The sequence below is a fragment of the Stenotrophomonas sp. YJH_SMC_14-1 genome (assembly GCF_059372275.1).
This window is the reverse complement of the sequence record NZ_JCAFVK010000012.1, coordinates 29448-42043: the sequence shown is the minus strand read 5'-3', so window position 1 is coordinate 42043 and position 12596 is coordinate 29448. Positions and strand designations below refer to the sequence as shown.

General features: G+C 64.8%; 10 protein-coding genes and 6 tRNA genes. 8 read left to right on the top strand and 8 right to left on the bottom strand.

The annotated features are described in order from the left end of the window. Positions 1 to 7: 7 nt before the first annotated feature. A complete protein-coding gene (locus AC5P9P_RS19185; protein WP_111108548.1) occupies positions 8 to 964 on the bottom strand; it encodes an SOS response-associated peptidase family protein in 957 nt (318 codons plus the stop codon). Positions 965 to 1041: 77 nt separating this feature from the next. Here AC5P9P_RS19185 and AC5P9P_RS19180 point away from each other — a divergent pair, with 77 nt between their 5' ends. Beyond that, complete coding sequence (locus AC5P9P_RS19180) at positions 1042 to 1458, top strand: GNAT family N-acetyltransferase (RefSeq protein WP_005410074.1); 417 nt, start codon at positions 1042 to 1044, stop codon at positions 1456 to 1458. 165 nt (positions 1459 to 1623) lie between these two features. Here AC5P9P_RS19180 and AC5P9P_RS19175 read toward each other — a convergent pair. From AC5P9P_RS19175 to AC5P9P_RS19145, 7 genes are all read right to left on the bottom strand, one after another. Then, positions 1624 to 1699 (bottom strand) — tRNA-Glu (locus tag AC5P9P_RS19175). A gap of 47 nt (positions 1700 to 1746) precedes the next feature. Continuing rightward, positions 1747 to 1822 (bottom strand) — tRNA-Ala (locus tag AC5P9P_RS19170). Positions 1823 to 1867: 45 nt separating this feature from the next. Beyond that, a tRNA-Glu gene (locus AC5P9P_RS19165) sits at positions 1868 to 1943 on the bottom strand. A 49-nt stretch (positions 1944 to 1992) separates the two neighbouring features. Beyond that, positions 1993 to 2068, bottom strand: a tRNA-Ala gene (locus AC5P9P_RS19160). Positions 2069 to 2253: 185 nt separating this feature from the next. Then, a tRNA-Glu gene (locus AC5P9P_RS19155) sits at positions 2254 to 2329 on the bottom strand. A 54-nt stretch (positions 2330 to 2383) separates the two neighbouring features. Beyond that, positions 2384 to 2459, bottom strand: a tRNA-Ala gene (locus tag AC5P9P_RS19150). Between the two features lie 89 nt (positions 2460 to 2548). Beyond that, on the bottom strand, positions 2549 to 2959 hold the full coding sequence (locus AC5P9P_RS19145) for a heavy metal-responsive transcriptional regulator (RefSeq protein WP_033833933.1): 411 nt from the start codon (positions 2957 to 2959) through the stop codon (positions 2549 to 2551). A gap of 187 nt (positions 2960 to 3146) precedes the next feature. Between AC5P9P_RS19145 and AC5P9P_RS19140 the strand changes: the two genes are divergently transcribed. The 7 genes from AC5P9P_RS19140 to AC5P9P_RS19110 all read left to right on the top strand — a co-directional run bounded on the left by AC5P9P_RS19140 (position 3147) and on the right by AC5P9P_RS19110 (position 12586). After that, entirely contained in the window at positions 3147 to 4214 is a 1068-nt protein-coding gene (locus AC5P9P_RS19140) for a GlxA family transcriptional regulator (protein ID WP_005410072.1), read from the top strand. 80 nt (positions 4215 to 4294) lie between these two features. Further along, positions 4295 to 5098: a TlpA disulfide reductase family protein gene (locus tag AC5P9P_RS19135; RefSeq protein WP_033833932.1), complete on the top strand. Its 804-nt coding sequence runs from the start codon at positions 4295 to 4297 to the stop codon at positions 5096 to 5098. A gap of 30 nt (positions 5099 to 5128) precedes the next feature. Beyond that, entirely contained in the window at positions 5129 to 5971 is an 843-nt protein-coding gene (gene dsbG, locus AC5P9P_RS19130; protein ID WP_033833931.1) for a thiol:disulfide interchange protein DsbG, read from the top strand. A 512-nt stretch (positions 5972 to 6483) separates the two neighbouring features. Continuing rightward, positions 6484 to 7917, top strand: a complete 1434-nt coding sequence (locus AC5P9P_RS19125) for a DcaP family trimeric outer membrane transporter (protein WP_111187885.1) — start codon at positions 6484 to 6486, stop codon at positions 7915 to 7917. Between the two features lie 76 nt (positions 7918 to 7993). Next, positions 7994 to 9346 carry an arginine/agmatine antiporter gene (gene adiC, locus AC5P9P_RS19120; RefSeq protein WP_005410068.1) on the top strand — a complete coding sequence of 451 codons (1353 nt, stop codon included), beginning with the start codon at positions 7994 to 7996 and terminating at the stop codon, positions 9344 to 9346. A 20-nt stretch (positions 9347 to 9366) separates the two neighbouring features. Further along, positions 9367 to 11655, top strand: coding sequence for an Orn/Lys/Arg family decarboxylase (locus tag AC5P9P_RS19115; protein ID WP_033833929.1), 2289 nt, complete (start codon positions 9367 to 9369; stop codon positions 11653 to 11655). 28 nt (positions 11656 to 11683) lie between these two features. After that, positions 11684 to 12586, top strand: coding sequence for a cation diffusion facilitator family transporter (locus AC5P9P_RS19110; RefSeq protein ID WP_005413800.1), 903 nt, complete (start codon positions 11684 to 11686; stop codon positions 12584 to 12586). Positions 12587 to 12596: the final 10 nt, after the last annotated feature.

Genomic DNA, 12596 nt, shown 5'->3' with positions numbered 1-12596 from the left:
CGGCGCTTCAGCCGGCCTCCTCGTACAGGTAACGGATGTCCTCGCGGTCGTCGAGGATGCTGTACTGCCCGGCCAGGTTGTCCGGATCGGGGTTGAGCCACGCATCGAGATGCTCCCTGCGGATCGGTATCACGCCGCGATCGTGACCTGCCGCGGCGACATCGCGTGGCGGGGTGTCGGTGATCGTGGCGAATGAGAGCAGGCGTCCTTCCGGTCCCTCCCATTCCGCCCAAAGGCAGGCCAGAAGCAGGTCGCGGGGCGGGTCGGGGCGAAACTCCAGCACCACATCCTGTTCCTTTTCACTGGCGCCAAGCGCGCGCCCTGCGATCGCGTGGCGTGGTACGTGCTCATAGAACGCCCGCACCACGACAACGCCGTGGCGAAGGCCGAACGCGCCGCGCCAATAGCCTTCCAGGCTGTCGCGTCGTGCGTTGTAGGTGCCGGGGTAGAGCACGTCGTTGCGTGCCGGCTTGTCCGGCAGCCGGCATTGGTAGCGCATCGGCTTGATCACCCGTCGGCCGCTCTCGCTGACCATCACCGGCGCGTAGGTGCCGGGAAAAATGCGGTTGTCGCGCGGCAGTAGTTGTACCCGGTGCAGGTCCTCAAGCCGGGCCTGGGCGCGCTCGATGCGGTTGCCGGCCACGCGCAGGTCGTTGCGTGCCTTCTGGGTGGGGCGGGTGGCGAGCGTCGCGTGGGCGATATCGCGGCGCTCGCGTTGGCGGGCCAGCTCCGCCTCCAGAGCCTGGCGTTCCTGCGCATGCCACTGCTGGATCTTCGCGACGATGTCGCGACCCTGTTCGGTGCGCGCGCCGGCAAAGCCGTCGTCCATGGCCTTGGGGGTGTTCGGCCGCTTCTTGCCGGGATCGTGCGCGTACAGTTCGGCGAACTCCTCCAGCGACAGGATGGCACCGAACTCGCGGACCAGCTTGGCGTAGTCAGCGCGGATCAGGGCGGAATAGCACATGGGAACTCTGCAGGCCTGGGTCGCAGTCGTTGCGACGTGGATGCGGCAGGATAGCCCGACCTACAGGGAGATACCGCATGAATGATTCTGTCAGCTGCCAGTTCCGCGAGGCTGTCCCCACGGTCGAAGACTATTGCCAGCTGCGTGTGCTGGCGGGCCTCAGTGCCAAGAGCCAGGAGGCGGCGGCACGCGCGCTGCCCAATACCCTGTATGGCGTGTGCGCCTACCAGGGCAATGAGCTGGTAGCGATGGGCCGCATCGTCGGCGATGGTGGGTGCCACCTGCAGGTCTGTGATATCGCGGTGCTGCCGCGCCTGCAGGGGCAGGGCCTGGGCAAGGAAGTGATGCGTCGCCTGGATGGCTGGATGCAGGCGAACCTGCCGCCGTCTGCATACGTCAGCCTTCTGGCCGATGGTGAAGCGCACCGGTTGTACGCGCAGTTTGGTTTCGCACCCACCGCACCTGCATCGATCGGGATGTATCGCCGGTTCTGAGGTGTGTTCAGGCTGAGGCCATCCATGCGTGGCATGGATCTACTGGGCCAACCGGCCGCCGGATCCATCCCGGCTCTGCAGTAGATCCACGCCATGCGTGGACAGGGCTTTCACGGGAATCTCAGGCAAAGAAAAACCCCGGCCGAAGCCAGGGTTTTCAAGAGTTGGCGTCCCCACGGGGATTCGAACCCCGGTCGCCACCGTGAAAGGGTGATGTCCTAGGCCTCTAGACGATGGGGACGCACGAAAACTTCAAGTTGTAGATCCTTCGACGGCCTAATTTCGAAGTGGTGGAGCCAAGCGGGATCGAACCGCTGACCTCCTGCATGCCATGCAGGCGCTCTCCCAGCTGAGCTATGGCCCCATGAAACTCCGGATGATCTGCCGGGAGCAGAGTCCGTTTTGAAACTGGCGTCCCCACGGGGATTCGAACCCCGGTCGCCACCGTGAAAGGGTGATGTCCTAGGCCTCTAGACGATGGGGACGCACGAAAAACTTCAAGTTGTAGAACCTTCGACGGCCTAATGTCGAAAGTGGTGGAGCCAAGCGGGATCGAACCGCTGACCTCCTGCATGCCATGCAGGCGCTCTCCCAGCTGAGCTATGGCCCCGTGTTACCGAGCCGCCTATCATACCTGCGTGTTCACGTTTGTGGAAGTCTTTTTTTGAACTTTTTTCGTTCCGGTTCAACCGCAGCCACGAGGGCAGGGGAACCGCAACGCCACACCCTGAATGCCGGTAGGCGGTGAACAAAAAAGACCCGGTTATCGGCCGGGTCCTCGTTGTTCGTGATGAGTGGCGTCCCCACGGGGATTCGAACCCCGGTCGCCACCGTGAAAGGGTGATGTCCTAGGCCTCTAGACGATGGGGACGCAATTCTCATCAATGTTCTTTAGCGACCTTTCGACGGCCTAATGCCGAAAGATTGGTGGAGCCAAGCGGGATCGAACCGCTGACCTCCTGCATGCCATGCAGGCGCTCTCCCAGCTGAGCTATGGCCCCACGTCGCTGAGGAGCGAAATAATAGCCTTGCCCCAGGGGGTTGGCAAGCATTTGTTGCACTTTTCTTCACGCGTGTTGCGAAGCCGATGTCAGTCGCCTGCGGCCGTGGTGTCGTCGGTCAGAGCGGCCAGGATCGGGCACTGGTCCAGCGCGCCATGGCCGGGGCAGGCGTCGACCAGCTGCGACAGCGCGATGTGCATGCGCTGCAGTTCGGCCAACCGTTGTGCGATGTCCTGCAGGCGGGCCTGCGCGGTGTCACGCACGCTGCCCATGTCCTGCTGGTGGTGATCACTGAGCGCGAGCAGCTCTCCGATTTCCTCCAGGCTGAAGCCCAGTGCCTTGGCGCGGCGGATGAAGCGCAGCCGGCGCAGATCCGGCTCGCCGAAGATGCGGTAACCCCCGGCCGAGCGCGCCGCCGTCGGCAGCAGCTGCTGCCGTTCGTAATAGCGGACCGTATCGATCGGCACGCCCGCCTGACGGGCCAGTTGTCCAATGTTCATGGCAGCTTTCCTGCGGATCCTGCCGGCCATTGTGAAGCCTGGAGTCTGGTCGAGAGTCAAGGCTTCAGCTCGGTGCGCGCATTCAGCCCACTTTGCAACTTTCTTCATAGCCCCGCAGATGGGCCTGTTCCTACCCTTCGCCTGAACCGGCCGTTCGATGGCCTGCAACGAACCGAGGAGGTGGTCTGTGGAGGGGGTCAGGAACGAAGCATTCGTAGAGGTTGCGGTGGTCGAATATCCGGGAGGGGACCCCTCCGCCGCCTCTGTGCTGGCCGAAATGGCCCACGTCGCCAACCGCCTGGCCCAACAGCAGCGCCGACCCTTCAAGCGTGTGCTTGTCACCCGCTGGATCGTTCCCGCCAGCCAGACCGGCGTACACCGCATCGCGGGTGCTGAAATGCTCGACGCCGCCATTCCCGCGGTGATCGCGGTTCCCGGCCAGATCAGCCCCGGAGCCTGTCTGCGCGCCGAAGAGGTCCTGCTGGACTGGTTGCGGGCCCATTACGACGGGGGCAGCCTGCTGGCTGCTGCCAGCGACGGGGTCGGTGTACTGGCCCGTGCGGGACTGCTGGCCGGAAGAACGGTCAGCGGCCCCGATCTGGGGCGACATCCAGGGCTGCAGGCGCAGGCGGTGAGCTGGGTGCCCAGTGAGCGGGCGCTGGTCGACGATGGCGATCTGCTGACGGTTGGCGGATCGCAGGCCTGGCGTTTCCTCGGGTTGCGTTTGCTGTACCGGCTGCACGGGCAGGGCGTGGCGAGCGCGGTCGCGCAACAGCTCGGGATCGTCGTGCCCGCAGGAATCCAGCAGGATCTTGAGCGTTTCAGTGCCAACTTCGCCCACGGTGACCGCGATGTACTGAAGGCCCAGCGCTGGCTGCATACCACTGCGGCACGAGGAGCCACTCTGGCCGCAATCTGCGAGGTTTCCGGATTGGAACCGCGCACCCTGCAGCGGCGCTTCCTCCGGGCGACCGGTCTGCGGCCGATCGAATACTGCCAACGGCTGCGCATTGCCAAGGCGCAGACCCTGCTGCAGCAGGGCGCAGGCATCGAGGAGGTGGCCTGGGGGGTGGGCTACGCTGATCAGAGCGCGTTCCGGCGTCTGTTCCTCCGCATCGTGGGCATGACACCGGCCAACTATCGCCGCCACGTCAACTGCAAGCGGCGGGAGCGACCGTTGATGCCGTCGGTGGCCGGAAGTCTGCGCGGCCTGCAGGCGTCCCCCGGAATGCAGTTGGGGCGGAGTGCGGCCTGACCATGGGTGGCGGGCGAGCGCTTGCAACCTGGGCGTGACGCTTTGACCATGCAGGCAGTGGAACTTGAACAGGTGGGCTGATGTCGAGTGTTGGACCGGTACCGATGCCGGTGGTGTTGATCCTGATGTGCACATTGCTGGCCATGATCGTTGCCCGTCTTTGGCCGCGCAGGGCAGTGGGAATGCCGCTGCCGTCGGCAGCAGGCATGGTGCTGGACATGCTGCTGGTCGGCCTGCTGTGTGGTCGTGTCAGTTTTGTTGTGCTGAATTTCGCGCTCTATCGTTCGGAGCCCTGGAGCATTCTGCAGGTCACCGATGGTGGCTATCACCTGATGGTGGTGCTGGTGGCCGGGCTGTCGTGGGGATTATGGCGTCTGCGGCCGTGGCGTCAGTTGCGTGCACCGGTGCTGACGAGCGCACTGGTGGGTGCGTTGTTCTGGGTCGCTGGTGGCCAGTTGCTGTCGGCATGGCAGGAGCGGCAGATGCCGTTGCCGGCGCTGCAGGTGGCGGACCTTCAAGGCGATCGTATCGATCTGCAGCAGTTCCGCGGCAAGCCGCTGGTGCTGAATCTGTGGGCCACATGGTGCGGGCCCTGCCGCCGTGAGATGCCGGTGCTGGCGACGGCACAACAGGCACATGATGACGTGCAGTTCGTATTCCTCAACCAGGGCGAAACCCTGGATGAGGTGCAGGGTTTCCTGGCCGGCGAACGACTGATGCTGGGCAACGTGCTGCTGGATGATGACGCTGCTGCTTCCACCGTGCTCGGCGTTCAGGCATATCCTTCCACGCTCTTTTTCGACGCCGATGGGCGCCTGCGTGAACTGCACCTGGGCGAACTGACTGCGGCCGGCCTTGAACACAAACTGCGCCGGCTGCGGTAGCCTGCGCAGGCATCTCACTACGGAGTTCCCATGTTGTCGATTTCCCTGCGCACCGCCCCGGCGGTGCTCCTGCTGCCGGTCATGCTGGCATTGGCCGCCTGCAGCCAGGCACAGACGCCGCCGGGCAAGGCCGCTACGGCGTCGGCGACGACTGCTCCGGCATCTGCCGCCAAGGGCGACCGTCCAGCGGTGCTGAAGGGCATCGAGAAGCACGGCTTCGAGGTCGTTGCCGAGTTCGATGCGCCGGACGGCCTGCGCGGTTTTGCTGGCGTGGTGGGAGGGCAGCAGCCTGCAGCGGCCTATGTCACGGCCGATGGCAAGCACGTACTGGTGGGCAGCCTGTTCGATGCCGAAGGTAATGATGTGGCTGCCGAAGCGGTCGAGAAGCTGGTTGCCGCACCGATGTCGGTCAAAATGTGGACCAAGCTCGAAGCCAGCGCCTGGGTACGTGATGGCAAGGCCGACGCGCCCCGCGTGGTCTATACCTTCAGCGATGCCAACTGCCCGTATTGCCACAAGTTCTGGGAGGCGGCCCGTCCGTGGGTCGACGCCGGCAAGGTACAGCTGCGCCACATCATGGTGGGTGTGATCCGCGAGGACAGTCCGGCCAAGGCCGCAGCCATCCTCTCCGCACGTGATCCGAGCGCGGCGCTGCTGGAGAACGAACACCAGTTCGACCGTGGCGGTATCAAAGCGCTGCCGAACATCAGCCGCGAGATCGCCGGCAAGCTCGACGCCAACCAGGTGTTGATGCTGGAAATGGGGTTCCAGGGCACCCCGGGCATCCTGTTCCAGGATGCACAGGGCCAGGTGCAGCGCCGGGCCGGATTGCCGCAGGGCGACGACCTGCAGACGGTGCTTGGTCCGCGCTGATCCACGCCTGCATGATGATGTAGACCACAGGCCCGCATGGTGACATGCGGGCCTGTTGCGTTCCTGCCCCAGGCGAACACAATCGCTTGCGCATTGTCTGTTCGTCGTCACGTCTGAATCGTGACTGAGATCAAGCATCGTGCCTTGATTCCAATCAAGGTCAAAAGCGACAAACGGACTAGCCTTTGACGCATGGAATACAGCGTCAATGCGCGATGGATGCCGCGCTCGCCACGCCCTGATCAGGGTCGGCCGGCACAGCCATTCACGACACTCTCACTCTGTGCTTGTTACCCAGACCGCTGCGGTCGCCACCTCTCTGGCAGCGCGGCCTTGATGGAGTCGACATGGGTGCAGGCGGGGCAGTGTCATCGTCCTGTTGCCTGCCGTGCGCAGGCTGGCCGATGTCGTCGACGCAGTACCCGCATTTCCAGCAACGGCAACGCGAAGCCAGAGCGGCGCATGAATGCGCTCCGGAACCGTGATGCGAGTGTTCGTCAGGGGAGGATGCAATGCGTTTGGCCGTACTGAGTCTGGCATGCCTGGGGGCACTGGCGATCACGCCGGCGTACGCTCAACAGGGTGATGCAGAGGATGCGCAGGCATTGCGGAGCGAGATGGCCGCCATGCGCCAGGCGCTGGAACGCATGCAGCAACGGCTGGACCGGCTTGAGCAGCGTGATGCTGCGCCTGTGCAGGCAACAGCCGCGCCTGCAATGGCGCCGATGGCCTCTGCCGCCCCTTCCGACGTGATCCATCGCACCCAGGTGCCGGGTGTGGCGCAGCCGGTACTCCCGCAGCGCGATTCGGTCGCTGATCCGTCCACTGCGGCATCGCGACCGGACAGTGCGGCGGGCCCGACCGATCCGGATCTGAAGGGGTTCTTTGCCATACCCGGCACTGATACGGTGATCCGCATCGGCGGTTACGCCAAGCTGGATGCCATCGCCGATTCGCGCGCGGCCGGCGACGGGGATCAGTTCATTCCTTCGTCGATGCCGGTGGGCGGCAGCCACCGCGATGTCTCCAACTTCAACATCCACGCCAAGCAGACCCGCTTCAGCTTCGAGGCGCGGCGTCCAACCACGCACGGCAACCTGCGCTTCTATCTGGAGAACGACTTCTTCGGCAGCAGCGATGGCTACGAGTTCCGCCTGCGGCATGCGTATGGACAGCTCGGCAATACCTATGCCGGCTATGGCTACTCCAGCTTCATGGACCCGGACAGCCTGCCCGACACGCTGGACTTCGCCGGGCCGGGCGGCGCCGGCTATCTGCTGGTGGCCGGCATCCACCACAGCTTCACGATGGGCAAGGGCAACACGCTGACCGTGGCGGCCGAAGACCCGAAGACTGAACTTGCCGGTGCCAGTGATGAGCGGGCTGCGGTGAACCGTCTGCCGGACGTAACCGTGACCGCGCGCATGGAGCGCGACTGGGGCCACCTGCAGGTGGGCGCGGTGGCGCGCAGCCTGGCCTATGACGGCGATGGCGAGCGCGACCGGCGAATGGCCGGCGGCCTGCAGCTGAGTGGCTCGGCCTCGGTGGGCGAGCGCGACCTGCTGCTGTTCGGTGCGCTGGGAGGACGCGGCCTCAGCCGCTATACCGCCGACCTGACCGGCTCCGGGCTGGACGCGGTGGTCGGTGCCGATGGCCGCCTCGACGCGTTGGACCTGCACGGCGGCTTCGTCGGCTATACCCACTACTGGTCCGAGTTGTGGCGATCGAACCTGATCTTCGGCCAGCTGACCCTGGAGCGGAACGCCGCACTGGCGGCCGATGCCTTCCGGCAGAGCCGGTACGGCGTATTCAACCTGATCTGGAGCCCCGCGCCGTCGTGGACGATGGGCATGGAGGTGCTGTACGGCCGCCTGGAACAGCAGGGCGGCGCGCGCGGCGACACGGTCCGGGTGCAGGGCAGCCTGCAATACAACTTCATCAAATAGGCGCCAGCGGTCGTACGCCAGCGCAACCGTCCCCACGCCCGGTGCTGCCGGGCTCATGCCAGTACCGGAGATCGTCATGGCAGAAGCAAAGAAAATCGGGGTGGTCGGAGCCACCTTCCTCGTCGCCGGCAACATGATGGGCTCAGGCGTGTTCCTGTTGCCATCGAGCTTGGCCAAGATCGGTACCGCCTCGATCTGGGGCTGGTTGATCACCACCGCCGGTGCGCTGTTGCTGGCCTTCGTGTTCGCCAAGCTGGGCAAGCTGGCACCGAAGGCGGGCGGCCCGTACGCCTATGCGCGCGACTGGTTCGGGCCGTACATGGGCTTCCAGACCAACACCATCTACTGGTTCGCCAACTGGATCGGCAACGTCGCCATTCCGATCGCCGCGGTGGGCTATTTCAGCTACTTCTTCCCGATCCTGTCCGAGCCGCTGGTGCGCTGCATCGCGGTGCTGATCCTGGTATGGGCGCTGAGTTTCGCCAACGTGATCGGTCCGGCGTTCGTCAGCCGGGTGCAGACCGTCACCACCAGTTTTGCGCTGGTGCCGATCCTGGGCATCGCCATCTTCGGCTGGTTCTTCTTCGATGCCGACATCTTCAAGGGCGCCTACAATGTGTCGGGTGAATCCAACTTCGGCGCGATCTCCAGCGCCGCGGCACTGACGCTGTGGGCCTTCATTGGTGTCGAGTCGGCCTCGGTCACCGCTGGTGTGGTCGAGAACCCGGAAAAGAACGTGGCCCGTGCCACCCTGGCCGGCGTGTTCCTGGCTGCCATCGCCTATATCGCCAGCTCCTCGGTGATCATGGGCATGGTGCCCAATGGCGAACTGCAGACCTCCGATGCGCCGTTCGCACTGGCTGCCGCCAAGGCCGTCGGTGGCTGGGGCGGTGCGCTGGTCAGCCTGTGTGCCTTCATCGGCGCTGCCGGTTCGCTGGGCGGCTGGATCCTGCTGACCGCGCAGAGCGCCAAGGCGGCCTCCGATGACGGCCTGTTCCCGAGCATCTTCAGCAAGACCAACAAGGACGACGTGCCGGTCAAGGGTGTGCTGATCGTGGCCGTGCTGATGACCCTGGCGGTGCTGGTCACTTCCACCTCGGAAACCGCGTCGGCACAGTTCGACGTGATCACATCGGCGGCGGTGGTGCTGACCCTGCTGCCCTACATCTACTCGTGCGTGGCCTGCTACTTCGTGGTCGAGCGCTCGCACACCCTGGTCCACACCGGTGCGTTCTGGACCCTGACCAGCCTGACCGTCGTTTACTGCCTGTGGGCGATCTACGGCTCGTCGGGAACCATCGTGCAGTACGCGTTCCTGTTCGTGCTGTTCATCACCGTGTTCTATCCCTTCTTCAGCGAGGAGCGCCGCCAGCAGCGGCAGCGCGCCCGCGAGGCCTCGGCGATCAGCGCCGGCGCCCAGCGTTCCTGAGTTAGACAAGGAGAATCAACGTGTACTTCAAGTCCCTGGACTACCCGGTCATTGTCATCGACAACGACTACGAGTCGCCGCGCATCGGCGGCATCCTGATCCGCGCCCTGGTGGAAGAGCTGCGCAGCAACGACCAGCGCGTGCTGTGCGGCCTGAACCTGGATGATGCCCGTGCCGGTGCCCGCACCTACGTGGCGGCGTCGGCGGTGCTGATCTCGATCGATGGCAGCGAAGAGGTGGATGGCGAGTTCCAGCGCCTGACCGCCTTCCTGCGCGAGCAGAGCGCGCGCCGCGCCAACCTCCCGGTGTTCCTGTACGGCGAGCGCCGCACCATCGAGAAGGTGCCGAGCAAGCTGCTCAAGTACATTCACGGCTTCATCTTCCTGTTCGAAGACACCAAGAGCTTCATCTCGCGGCAGGTGATGCGCGCGGCCGAAGACTACATGAAGAACCTGCTGCCGCCGTTCTTCAAGGCGCTGATCCATCACGCGGCCGAGTCGAACTATTCCTGGCATACGCCTGGCCATGCGGGCGGCGTGGCGTTCACCAAATCGCCGGTCGGCCGCGCGTTCCATCAGTTCTATGGCGAGAACACGCTGCGCAGCGATCTGTCGATCTCGGTGCCGGAACTGGGTTCGCTGCTTGACCATACTGGTCCGATCAAGGACGCCGAGAACGAGGCCGCACGCAACTTCGGTGCCGACCATACCTTCTTCGTCACCAACGGCACTTCCACCGCCAACAAGATCGTCTGGCACGGCACAGTGGCCCGCGGCGACGTGGTGTTCGTCGACCGCAACTGCCACAAGTCGCTGCTGCACGCGCTGATCATGACCGGCGCGGTGCCGGTGTATTTCACCCCCAGCCGCAACGCGCATGGCATCATCGGCCCGATCAGCCTGGACCAGTTCACGCCCGAGTCGCTGCAGCAGCGTATCGCCGCCAACCCGCTGGCCAGCAAGGCCTACAAGGCCGGCTCCAAGCCGCGCATCGCAGTGGTGACCAACTCCACCTACGATGGCCTGTGCTACAACGCCGAGAAGATCGCCGACGAGATCGGCAGCGCGGTGGACTTCCTGCATTTCGACGAAGCCTGGTACGCCTACGCTGCGTTCCATCCGTTCTACGAGAACCACTACGGCATGGCCAAGGGCAAGCCGCGCGAGCAGGATGCGATCATCTTCACCACGCATTCCACGCACAAGCTGCTGGCCGCGTTCTCGCAGGCCTCGATGATCCACGTGCGCAACTCGGCGCAGCGCGACCTGGATGCCGAGCGCTTCAACGAGTCGTTCATGATGCACACCTCGACCAGCCCGCATTACGGGGTGATCGCGGCCTGTGATGTGGCCTCGAAGATGATGGAAGGCGATGCCGGCCGTTCGCTGGTACAGGAAATGCACGACGAGGCGATCGCGTTCCGCCGCGCGATGCTGCACGTCCGCGATGACCTGGGGCGCGACGACTGGTGGTTCAGCGTGTGGCAGCCGACCCAGGTCGAGCGCAGCCTGGACAAGGGCGATACGCCGGCACCGATGGTGGCCAAGCGCGAGGAGTGGTACCTGCAGCCGGATGCGCACTGGCACGGCTTCGAGAACCTGGTGGATGACTATGTTCTGATCGACCCGATCAAGGTGACCCTGCTGACCCCGGGCCTGGCGATGGACGGCAGCATGGGCAAGCTGGGCATTCCGGCGGCGGTGCTGAGCAAGTTCCTGTGGGGCCGCGGCATCACCGTGGAGAAGACCAACCTGTACTCGGTGCTGTTCCTGTTCTCAATGGGCATCACCAAGGGCAAGTGGAGCACCCTTGTCACCGAACTGATGGCGTTCAAGGAACTGTACGACCGCAATGCGCCGCTCAGCCAGGCACTGCCGACGCTGGCCGCCGACTATCCGAATGCCTACGCCGGTTGGGGCCTGCGTGACCTGTGCGACGCGCTGCATGCGTTCAACCAGGAGTTCGCGGTGGCCAAGGTGATGCGCGAGATGTACGTGGATCTGCCAACCCCGGTGATGACCCCGGCCGATGCCTACAACCACCTGGTGAAGGGCGAGATCGAGCGGGTCGACATCGAGCAGGTCAGTGGTCGCATCGCCGCGACCATGCTGGTGCCGTACCCGCCGGGCATTCCGACCATCATGCCGGGCGAGCGCTTTGGCGACAGCGATGAGCCGATCATCCAGTCGCTGCGCATCGCCCGTGAGCAGAATGCCCGCTTCCCGGGCTTCGAGTCGGACGTGCACGGGCTCATCATCGAGAACGACGGCGATGTGACCTCGTACAAGGTGGAGGTACTGAAGGCCTGACCGGCGACGGTCGGCCCTTCGGCGAACGATGGATACCGCGCGCGAGCAACGCATCCTGAAGTTCTCGATCGGGGTCACCATCGCGGTCAGCGTGGTCGGCTTCAGCGGTGGCCTGCTGGTGGGATCGCAGGCCATCCTGTTCGACGGTGTGTACAGCCTGGTCGACGTTGCCCTGACCCTGGTGTCGTTGTCGGTGCTGCGGCTGGTGGCGCGGGAACAGAGCCCGCGCTTCCAGTACGGCTACTGGCACCTGGAGCCGATGGTCGAGGCGCTGGGCGGTGTGATCCTGTCGCTGGCCTGCGTGTATGCGCTGGCCAACGCGGTGATCGGTTTGACCACGGGCGGACACGAGGTGAAATTCGGGCCCGCGCTGTGGTGGGCGGCGCTGCTGAGTGCCAGCAACCTGGCGATGGCGGCGTTCGTCGCCCAGCGGGCGCGGCGCCTGCGCTCGGCGCTGTTGTGGCTGGATGTACGAGGCTGGCTGCTGGGTGGGTTGATGAGCCTGGCGGTAGTGCTGGCCTTCGTACTGGCCCTGGTCCTGCATGGCGGTGAGTGGCACCACTGGGTGCCGTACCTGGATTCGATCGTGCTGGCATTGATCAGCCTGGCGGTACTGCCGGTACCGGCGCGCAGTGCGTGGAAGGCCATGCGCGAAGTACTCCAGGTGGCGCCGGATGATCTGGACCGGCGCGTGCAGCAGGTCATGCAGGCATTCGTGGCCGAGCGTGGCTATGCCGGTTTCACCAGCCACGTGGCGAAGATGGGGCGGATGCGCTTCATCGAGATCCATGTGCTGGCCGATCCGGCTACGCCCTTGGGCTCGGTGGGCGAGGTCGATGCGATGCGTGACGAGATCGCGGTCAGGCTGGATGCTCGGGGCAGCACGTTCTGGTTGACCATCGATTTCACCGCAGACCCGGCGTGGACGTGACCACGCTTCT

What these genes read in the sequence shown, in the direction of transcription:
- adiC (WP_005410068.1), top strand. Translation starts at nt 7,994, where the DNA reads ATGGCAGAAGCAAAGAAAATCGGGGTGGTCGGAGCCACCTTCCTCGTC.
- AC5P9P_RS19110 (WP_005413800.1), top strand. Translation starts at nt 11,684, where the DNA reads ATGGATACCGCGCGCGAGCAACGCATCCTGAAGTTCTCGATCGGGGTC.
- AC5P9P_RS19135 (WP_033833932.1), top strand. Translation starts at nt 4,295, where the DNA reads ATGTCGAGTGTTGGACCGGTACCGATGCCGGTGGTGTTGATCCTGATG.
- AC5P9P_RS19180 (WP_005410074.1), top strand. Translation starts at nt 1,042, where the DNA reads ATGAATGATTCTGTCAGCTGCCAGTTCCGCGAGGCTGTCCCCACGGTC.
- AC5P9P_RS19125 (WP_111187885.1), top strand. Translation starts at nt 6,484, where the DNA reads ATGCGTTTGGCCGTACTGAGTCTGGCATGCCTGGGGGCACTGGCGATC.
- AC5P9P_RS19145 (WP_033833933.1), bottom strand. Translation starts at nt 2,959, where the DNA reads ATGAACATTGGACAACTGGCCCGTCAGGCGGGCGTGCCGATCGATACG.
- dsbG (WP_033833931.1), top strand. Translation starts at nt 5,129, where the DNA reads ATGTTGTCGATTTCCCTGCGCACCGCCCCGGCGGTGCTCCTGCTGCCG.
- AC5P9P_RS19185 (WP_111108548.1), bottom strand. Translation starts at nt 964, where the DNA reads ATGTGCTATTCCGCCCTGATCCGCGCTGACTACGCCAAGCTGGTCCGC.